Below are 5,589 nucleotides of genomic sequence, written 5' to 3'. Positions count from 1 at the left end.
CCGGCGCCGCGATCACCATCAGGGCGCCGCCGGTCAGGCCGGAGACGAATCGCCAGAAAACGAACCAGGCGAACGGCAGCGGCACGGCGCAGGCCAGGAACGTCGCGGCCGTGATCAGCATCAGCACGGGCGCGGCCGTCGCGGTGCGGTGCGCCAGCCGGCGACCGCCGATCGCGCCGAGCAGGTAGCCGCCGAGATTCGCGGCGCCCAGATAGGCGGCCTGGTCGGGGCCGAACCAGCCGGCCGCCACCACGGCCGGCAACAGCGGCGTGTAGGCGAAGCGGGCGAGCCCGACGCCGACGAACAAGGCGGCGAGCGCCGCCAGGATGGCGGGTCGTTCGCGCGGGCTCGTGTCGGTACGGGTCTGGTCGGTGCGGGTCTGGTCCATGCGGTCTCCGGCCGGACCGGGACTTTAGGGAGCCGCCGCGGCGAGGAGAAACGGTTTGTTGTGATCGCGGCGATCTATATCCGTGATCGAACCGGACGTTCACTCGGCCGCGATCGCGCGCGTGGTCCGGGCGCGGACGTGATCCAGGAACGCGGCGAGCGCGCTGGAGACGTGGCCGTCGCGGCGTCGGACGAAGGCGGTCTCGACGCTCGCTTCGGCCGGCGCCAAAGCATGGACATGGACGCGCGCCGCCGGCCATACCGGGCCGAGCAGGGCGCGGGGCAGCAGCGTGAGGCCGAGCCCGGCCGAGACGCAGCCGAAGATCGCCTCGAGCGTGCCGAACTCCAGGATACGCAGGCCGACGATGCCGCGTCGCGCCAGCAGGCCTTCGAGCCGCTGGCGGTAGGAGCAGCCCATCCGCAGCACGACGATCTTCAGGCCGCTGCGCGCCAGCGCCGCGTCGAGCCGGGTCACGTCGGGGGCCGTGAGGATCGCCAGCTCCTCGCGGAACACCACCTCCTCGACGAGGTCGGGATGATCGACCGGGCCGCACACGAAGGCGCCCTCGACCTCGCGGCCCAGCACCTTGTCGATAAGCTCGGCCGTGGTGCCGGTCCGCAGCGTCAGGTCGACCTCGGGGAAGGCTCGCGCGTAGCTCGACAGCAGCGGCGACAGCCGCAGCGCCAGCGTCGTCTCCAGCGCGCCGAGCAGCAGCGGCCCCTTCGGCGTGCCGTCGTCGCGCGCCGCCGCAGCGGCATCGCGCAGCAGGCTCGTCACCCGGCCCACATAGGGCAGCAGCCGCCGGCCGGCGGCGGTGAGGACGACACCGCGGCTGTGGCGCTCGAACAGCGCCGCGCCGATCTCGTCTTCGAGCACCCGGATCCGGGCCGTCACGTTGGACTGCACGGTGTTGAGCGCCTCGGCGGCGGCCCGCATGCTGCCGTGCCGTGCCACGGCCGCGAACACTTCGAGGTCCGCAGGGTCCATCCCGCATTCTCCGCGACGCCGGCGAGTGCCCGTGCTGACGCTCCAGCGGCGCGCTCCCGATCTCACTCTAGACGTGTGCGGCGGAGACGTCACCCCGCAGGATGGCGGGGATCAGCCGCGACTCACGGGCGCGGCGCCGGCGCGGGTCCGGCGACCGGCGCGTCGGCGCGGCCGGCCCAGCCGGCCCAGGACGGCTTGTAGAGGCGCACCTTGGAGAAGCCGAGCTCTTTGAGGACTCCAAATGTCTCGGAGGCGCGGCCACCGGTCTGGCAGTAGACGATGGTTTCCTTGGCGGGATCGAGCCCGGCATAGAGACGGCGCAGCTCGGCCTCGGACCTCAGGGTCATGCCGCGCGTGTCGTTCACCTGCCGGCGGGCCAGCTTGAGGTTGGCCTCGGAGTCGACCCAGTTGGTCTCGTAGGGGATGTTCACGGCGCCCGGGATGTGGCCGCCGCGCGGCCCGCGGACATCGCGGCCGGCATACTCGTCCGGCGTGCGGGCGTCGACGATCTGCACGTCGGCCGTGTTCAGCCGGGCCAGCACCTCGTCGGTCGTGATGGTCATGCGCGGGTCGGGCGTGATGCGGACCGTGACCGGGGTGCGCCGTCCGTCGCCGGTCTCGATGGCGCGGCCGGAGTCGTGCCAGCCTTCGATGCCGTCGTGGAACACGGTGGCATTGCGGGCGCCGAAATATTGCGCCGCCGCCAGCGCCGCATAGGCGAGAGGGCTGCCGCGATTGGCGTAGACGACGATCTCGCGGTCGAGGTCGATGCCGGCCTCGCCGAGGCTCTTCTCGACACGGACGAGCTCGGCGAACTCCTGCGGGCCCGGCAGGCGCAGCACGCGGTCCGCCTCTGCCACCGTGACGGCGCCCGGCAGATGCCCCTGCCGGTACGCGGCCACGTCGCGCGCGTCCCACACGACGGCGCCGCGGCCGATCGCCTCGGCGACCCCGGCGGCGTCCAGGATGGTGCCGGCGAAGAGCGGGCCGGCGAGAACGAGCGAGACGAAGAGGGTGGCGGACCGGAGAATGGCGTGCACGACGAGCCCTTCGGGTAGGGGTTCCGGGAGCGGGCCGCACGATCGTCACATCGCCGCCCGGTGTCCTTGACGCAGATCAGCGGCGAGCCGCCCGGCGCGGTGGGTCATTTCTTGTTGCGTTGCGATTGACGGAACATATTCGTGTAATCATATAACATGCGCTTCGGCAATCGACGATTTCGGCGTGGCTTACGTCTCCGAAGGGTTTATTGACGACCGCAAACCATTCGGATCGGAGAGGCGTGAGATGACGATGCGGATCGCGGTCGCCAGCGACGACTTTCGCAACGTGACGGGCCATGCCGGCAAGGCGTGCCGGTTCCTGGTGTTCGATGTGGCCGACGGGGCGGCGCCGCGCGAGGTCGAGCGGCTCGACCTGTCACCGGATCTGTCGATCCACGAGTTCCGTTGCGACGGCCCGCACCCGCTGTTCGGCATGCGGGCCGTGATCGCCGGCAGTGCCGGCGCCGGTTTCGTGCGCCGGCTCGCCGAACGCGGCGTCGCCGCCGTCACCACGGCCGAGACGGATCCGGTCACCGCAGTCGCCCGCTATATGGCGGGCACGCTGGCGCCAGCCGGCGCGCACGATCACGATCATGGTGCCGGCGGCGGAGGCTGCGGCTGCACCTGCGGGTGAGCCGACCGCGCCCGCACCCATCTCGAAACGAAAATCGCCGGACAGGGGAAGGACCCGCCCGGCGATCAGACTCGGCCTTGCGTTCGCTTGGCCTTGCGTTCGCGTGTCGTGAGCGCGGCGTCAGGTTGTCGTCACTTCACTTCTTGGCGATCGGGCAGGTGTTGACGCCGATCAGCGAATAGGCCGGGCAGGAGCCGATGGCCGCGGTCAACAGCGGCACCACGCCGATCCAGGCCCACACCGGGCCGCCCTTGATGGCCCAGTAGATCAGGGCCAAGCCGACCACGGCGCGGATCGCGCGATCCACCATTCCCATGTTCTTGGTCAGGTTCATATCGAGTTCCTCGTTTTGAAATACTCTGATGATGAAACGAAGACGTAGGCGCCTGTGTGCGTCTCGTCTGTGACGAAGTCACCGTGGCGGATGACCGACGAAGCCACCGGGGCGGTGTCGCTCGAATGATGTTATTGTAGTCCTCGGACGGGCGCACGTCTTGGGAATTCGGCGACGGCCGGTCAAGCTTCAGGGATCGGGCGGCCCAGCGGCACCGCGCAGCGAGACGGCGTCGCGCACCTCGATGCGATTGCGGGCGAGCGAGACCCAGCCGCGCCGCTCGAAGGTCTTCAAATGGCGGCTGACCACCTCCCGGGCGCTGCCGATCTCGGCGGCGAGCTGCTGGTGGGTGATCGACAAGGCATGGCGGTCGGCCGCGAGCGCCAGCAGTCGGGCGGCGAGGCGGGATTCGATCGACTCGAACGTGACGTTCTGGATGACCCGCATCAGGTCGGCCATCCGCTCGGCATGGGCCAGGAACACGAAGCTGCGGAACCGCGGCGAGGCGCCGAGCAGGGCATCGAAGCTACGGTCCGGCAGCGCCACGGCGTCGACCTGCGTCTCGGTCACCGCGAAGGCGCCGTAACGGTCGGCGGCGAGCAGCGCCAGTGTGGTGAGGATGCAGATGCTGCCGGGGCCGAGCCGGTAGAGGACGATCTCGTTGCCGTCGCGGTCGAGCTGGTAGACCCGCACGCTGCCGGTCCGCACGAAAAGGAAGGCGCCGCAGGCCTGGTGCGGCTCGAACACAGTCGCGCCGGCCGGCAGGGCGACGGGCGCGGCGTTGCCGCATAGCACCGCGCGCTCGTCGTCCGGCAACCCGGCGAGCGGCGGGAACAGGGACAGCCAAGTGTCGTCGCGACGGCTCATGCTGCTTTTGCTCGGCTCCATGGTGCGATCTCGCGCCTTCAACGCACTTGCCGACAGACCTGTCACCCCCAAAACGGACTGACGGCGCCGACGCCATAGACACTGGCTTCTTGGCCCGGGGGGTGCGATCAGACAGATTTTAGGATGGCCTTTGCGTCCTCAAATGCCGTCTGAGCGATCGGCTTGAACCGATCCTTGATCATCAGCTCCGCTATCGTCGCGTTGACGAAGTCCGGATTCAATCGTTCGATGGCACTGAGCGTCTTGGCAACGTCATCCTTGTGGCCTCTCAGGGCGCCAACGAGGGCATCCCGATCGTGCTGCGCTGCCGCTGCGATGTCAAAGATGTCGCGCGGCTTGATGCTCGCGCCGCGGTAATGAATCTTCTTGGCAATAAGTTCGGCAATTGTCTCGACATCGACGCTCTCGCCCTCGATCATCCGCTTCGTCGTTGGCGTATCTGTCAGGGCGTGCGCGACGATGAAATCAATCTCACCGATTTCCTCGAAAGCCAGCTTCAGGAATCCGGCGCCATCGCCGCCGTAATCGGACGGCATGATCTCGAATTCGAAGTCGTGCAGCTTGGGATCGAGGAAGGACAGAAATTGTGCATCGGGCAGGAAGATATCGACGTCGTGGCTCTCACGGTGACCAATCTGCAGCATCATGGCGGTGCCGCCGCCGAACGACCATGAATCGACGATGACCTGTTGGGAATTGACTTGGCGTATCAGCGAGCAAGCGATGCGGAACAGACGCGCCCAGTCTGGTCCACCCGCGCTCACGCGGCGAGCGGATAGGATTCGCCGGAAAATTCGGCAAACGTCTTTGCGGCGATGACCAGTTCTGCCTCGCTGATGTGAAAGGCGCTGGCAAAGGCCTTCTGCAAGTCCGGCGCGACCTCACCGAAAAACGCCGACATCTGTCCCGGCGCAGTCTTGGCGGCCGCCGGATGCGTCAGACAATAGGCGAGCGCCTGCGCGTCCAGCTTCTTGCTGTACGGCGCATTTACGGTCATCAGAACAGACGCGGGAAACATGCCTATTCCCTTTGTTGTCTCAAATGCGCGCGTGCCGCTGTCCCCATTCCTAAAGATGGCCCGGCGCGGGGCCAAGTCAACGGCATACGACCGTGGCGTGAACAAGCTCTGAACCACCTTGAGTTCAAAGAGGTCCCATTGGACCGCTAATGTATTGATTTGTAATGCTTAATTTTGCCGGAGTCAAGATCGGCGCCGCGGCAACAAGGAAAACCCAAACAAACTCAATGCATTGCCGTCGCGCCCTAGGGTCCGGACTCATAACCAGTAGCAGACGGTCGCGGCGATGTGGACCGC

The 5,589-nt window shown here is 67.6% G+C and carries 8 protein-coding genes; 1 reads left to right on the top strand and 7 read right to left on the bottom strand.

Annotated elements, in window-relative coordinates:
• From HXX10_RS28890 to HXX10_RS28880, 3 genes are all read right to left on the bottom strand, one after another.
• On the bottom strand, window positions 1-388 hold a 388-nt coding region (locus HXX10_RS28890), incomplete at its 3' end, for a YbfB/YjiJ family MFS transporter (RefSeq protein ID WP_296526959.1).
• A 99-nt stretch (window positions 389-487) separates the two neighbouring features.
• On the bottom strand, window positions 488-1,375 hold the full coding sequence (locus HXX10_RS28885; RefSeq protein ID WP_296526957.1) for a LysR family transcriptional regulator: 888 nt from the start codon (window positions 1,373-1,375) through the stop codon (window positions 488-490).
• 122 nt (window positions 1,376-1,497) lie between these two features.
• Entirely contained in the window at window positions 1,498-2,415 is a 918-nt protein-coding gene (locus HXX10_RS28880; RefSeq protein WP_296526954.1) for a sulfurtransferase, read from the bottom strand.
• A 253-nt stretch (window positions 2,416-2,668) separates the two neighbouring features.
• Between HXX10_RS28880 and HXX10_RS28875 the strand changes: the two genes are divergently transcribed.
• Complete coding sequence (locus tag HXX10_RS28875) at window positions 2,669-3,052, top strand: NifB/NifX family molybdenum-iron cluster-binding protein (protein ID WP_296526964.1); 384 nt, start codon at window positions 2,669-2,671, stop codon at window positions 3,050-3,052.
• A 136-nt stretch (window positions 3,053-3,188) separates the two neighbouring features.
• On the opposite strand, the gene HXX10_RS28870 is transcribed toward HXX10_RS28875, so the two are convergent.
• The 4 genes from HXX10_RS28870 to HXX10_RS28855 all read right to left on the bottom strand — a co-directional run bounded on the left by HXX10_RS28870 (window position 3,189) and on the right by HXX10_RS28855 (window position 5,292).
• On the bottom strand, window positions 3,189-3,380 hold the full coding sequence (locus HXX10_RS28870) for a DUF2892 domain-containing protein (RefSeq protein WP_296526961.1): 192 nt from the start codon (window positions 3,378-3,380) through the stop codon (window positions 3,189-3,191).
• A gap of 195 nt (window positions 3,381-3,575) precedes the next feature.
• On the bottom strand, window positions 3,576-4,253 hold the full coding sequence (locus tag HXX10_RS28865) for a Crp/Fnr family transcriptional regulator (RefSeq protein WP_296526952.1): 678 nt from the start codon (window positions 4,251-4,253) through the stop codon (window positions 3,576-3,578).
• Between the two features lie 128 nt (window positions 4,254-4,381).
• Window positions 4,382-5,038, bottom strand: a complete 657-nt coding sequence (locus HXX10_RS28860) for a nucleotidyl transferase AbiEii/AbiGii toxin family protein (RefSeq protein ID WP_296526949.1) — start codon at window positions 5,036-5,038, stop codon at window positions 4,382-4,384.
• Window positions 5,035-5,292, bottom strand: a complete 258-nt coding sequence (locus tag HXX10_RS28855; protein ID WP_296526947.1) for a hypothetical protein — start codon at window positions 5,290-5,292, stop codon at window positions 5,035-5,037. The genes HXX10_RS28860 and HXX10_RS28855 overlap by 4 nt, the downstream gene beginning before the upstream one ends.
• Window positions 5,293-5,589 lie beyond the last annotated feature (297 nt).

The organism is Rhodoplanes sp., from assembly GCF_013377085.1.
Lineage (GTDB): Bacteria > Pseudomonadota > Alphaproteobacteria > Rhizobiales > Xanthobacteraceae > Rhodoplanes.
The sequence above is the reverse complement of the archived record's forward strand: the minus strand, read 5'-3'. Positions and strand labels throughout refer to the sequence as shown.

Bases quoted from the DNA above. Each gene is read 5' to 3' on its own strand.
- HXX10_RS28875 (WP_296526964.1), top strand. From the start codon at position 2,669: ATGCGGATCGCGGTCGCCAGCGACGACTTTCGCAACGTGACGGGCCAT.
- HXX10_RS28865 (WP_296526952.1), bottom strand. From the start codon at position 4,253: ATGAGCCGTCGCGACGACACTTGGCTGTCCCTGTTCCCGCCGCTCGCC.
- HXX10_RS28855 (WP_296526947.1), bottom strand. From the start codon at position 5,292: ATGTTTCCCGCGTCTGTTCTGATGACCGTAAATGCGCCGTACAGCAAG.
- HXX10_RS28885 (WP_296526957.1), bottom strand. From the start codon at position 1,375: ATGGACCCTGCGGACCTCGAAGTGTTCGCGGCCGTGGCACGGCACGGC.